Origin of the sequence: Polyangium sorediatum (assembly GCF_029946465.1) — a bacterium.
Taxonomy (GTDB): Bacteria; Myxococcota_A; Polyangia; order Polyangiales; family Polyangiaceae; genus Polyangium; species Polyangium fumosum.
Window position 1 is genome coordinate 1 of the sequence record NZ_JARZHI010000163.1, and the last position, 2503, is coordinate 2503.

2 protein-coding genes and 1 pseudogene are annotated in these 2503 nt (G+C 69.3%); 2 read left to right on the forward strand and 1 reads right to left on the reverse strand.

Translation table 11 applies throughout. The features are described 5' to 3' along the window. Positions 1 to 284: 284 nt before the first annotated feature. Entirely contained in the window at positions 285 to 551 is a 267-nt protein-coding gene (locus QHF89_RS49775; RefSeq protein WP_136970768.1) for a hypothetical protein, read from the forward strand. A gap of 442 nt (positions 552 to 993) precedes the next feature. Here the strand turns inward: QHF89_RS49775 and QHF89_RS49780 are convergent, their stop codons facing one another. Beyond that, positions 994 to 2190 (reverse strand): hypothetical protein, encoded by a 1197-nt coding sequence (locus QHF89_RS49780; protein ID WP_136970769.1) that lies wholly within the window; start codon positions 2188 to 2190, stop codon positions 994 to 996. A gap of 103 nt (positions 2191 to 2293) precedes the next feature. Here QHF89_RS49780 and QHF89_RS49785 point away from each other — a divergent pair. Continuing rightward, a pseudogene (locus QHF89_RS49785) lies at positions 2294 to 2503 on the forward strand (hypothetical protein); the annotation flags it as partial.

Here is a 2503-nt window from a genome sequence, read left to right on the forward strand (position 1 = left end):
GCTTCTTTCGTCCCGAGGGGGACGCCTCGCGTCCCCCTCTCGCCCGGGCAAAGCCCGGTCGATTCACCCCCCGAGGCGAGCTCGCTTCGCGATCTCGCAGAGCATCGAACCGTTCGATGCTCTAGGGGTTCACCGCGATCTCGCTTGACAACCCGCAGACCGTTCTTGCAGAGTCCGAATGTATGCGAAATCCACGCTTCATCGTGTTGCTCTTGCTCGGCACGGCATGCGCTGCGCGTGGAAACCACCAGGAGCAGGAGCCTCGGGCCGAACCAAGGAATGACGTGTCGACAACGTGGATCGGGCTCACGGTAGGCCAAGTCCTTGCCCAGTGCGGCACGCCGGACAGCGAGCTGCGGATGCAGGACGAACCCCCCGGGAAGCTTCGGGGCGTCGAATTCGATTGCCACAAGAGCGAGCCCGCGCGGCGCGTGGTTCTGGAGTTCGAGTATCACACCGGATTGTTCTCCGAGGAGCGAGCCTGGGGGAGCGAGCTCGTGAAGGCGCAACGGGTGATTCGCGTGCTCGAATCGACGCGCGTGGAGCCATGATTGACTGATTTTGCACGCGCGCCGCAGCGACGGCCTTGGGAGGGGTGAAACGGAGGGGCGAAATGCTCCCAAACGGTGCCGTGACGACCCGAAACGAGGTCCGGGCCGTCGGGATCGGTCATGGGGAGGCCCCCACGTCAGGTCCGGGCCGGCGGGATCATCTTGGGGGAAGCCCCAACGCGAGGTCCCGGCGGCCGGGATCGGTCATGGGGAGCCCCCAACGTCAGGTCCGAGCCGGCGGGATCGTCTTTGGGGAAGCCCCAACGCGAGGTCCCGGCGGCCGGGATCGGTCATGGGGAGGCCCCAACGTCAGGTCTGACCCGGCGGCATGCGTCATAGGGAGGCCCCAACGCGAGGTCCCGCCGGTCGAGATCTTCTTTGGGGAAGCCCCAAAGGACACCGTGGGCGGCCCTGAGGGGATTTTGGGGAGCCCCCAAAGCCGTCAAGGCTTGCTCGGAGCGCTTGTCGCCTCAGTTTTGCACCCATTGAGCGCGGAGGCCGGCACGTGGAAGGTCGCGCCCTTGGCGGCGACGATCTCCGGGGGCGGGGCCCCGAAGCCGTGGTCCAGGCCGCGCGGCGCGGCGATACGCGTGGAAGGAGCGGCGCGATCCAGCATGCCGACCCGCGTGCCTTTCCGCACGTGGCCCACGGTCACGCGCTCGCCCGCGACCTCGGCGACGAGAGGCACATCCTCGCTGCAAAGGAAGGACGCCACGGGCTCCTCGTTCGGAGGCCGGTCGATCCCCCTGAGGCCCTGCGTGCGGTATGGATTGGACGACTTCTCCAGGGCCGAAGAAGCGACCCAGCCAAAGACGATCCCTTCGTCGAGCGTCCACGCAATCCGCGTCGTTTTGCCTTTCGTCTCGACCACGCGGACGGACGTGGACGCGCTTGGCGGGTGAAGGCGCGCGACGGCCGGCCCCGCGGGCTCCACGGCGAGGTCGATGGGATCCCCTCCCCGGAGAAGCATGTACGGGTCCCCCTTCGAGGACGGGAGCACGGAGGGGTCGAGGTCGAGCACGGCGGCGTCGAGGGAGAGCTCCGCGCAGGTCAAGCGCGGAGCCGGGAGGCTCCCGAGGACCTCGACCTCGTTGCCGAAGCGCGGCGCGACCTCGACGCCGGACGACGAGGCGCTCACGACGCGCAAGCGCGTGGGGGCGAGGAAGCCGCCGAGGGCGCGCGCGCGGACCGGGTGGAGCACGAGCTCGGCGGCGTCGAGGAAACCACGCAGCACGAGGTCGGAGTTCTTGAGGGTGATGCCGACGCTCTTGGCAGGCCCGTCGAGGAGCACGACGTCCGCCGAGCGGTCCTGGCCGGCCGTGCCGAAGAGGCCGGCCATGCCGCGGACACCTTTCTCCCCGACGATCGCGAACGCGGGGCCGTCCGGCGCGAGCCGAAGCGTGAGCCCCGCGCCGCGGTACCCCTGATAGGAGATGCGACAAACGCCCTCCGGGAGCTCCAGGGTGCGAGGCGGTTGCGATTGCGCGGACGCAGCCGGCGCGGCGGCCGAGGCGCTTGCTCCCGGAGGAGCCGACGTGGAGGACGCGGGCGTGTTGTCGCAGCCGAGCGCGGGGAGGAGGAGTGCGGCGAGAGAAACGGCGAAGGTGCGTGGGAGAGCCGGGGCCGCAAGGAAGGTCATGGAGAGACTCTAAACGTGGTCCTCCCGCAGATCGAATCTTCTTGAGGGTCGCGTCGACGAGGTGAAGGCTCTCGACGGAGTCAGAAAGATCAAGGAGGGCAACATGTCACATCGGAACAAGGTCTGTGCAGCGGCGGGGATCGCCGCCATGGTCGCTGGGCTCCTTTCCGCCGGATGCGAAGCGGAGCCACGCAACTACGAAAACACGGGCGGGGCGGGCGGCGGCGGCGCCGGGGGAGGCTCGCAGAGCAGCACGGGGAGCGGCGGCGCGGGCCCCGGGGGGATGGGCGGCATGGGCGGCGGCGGCATGGGC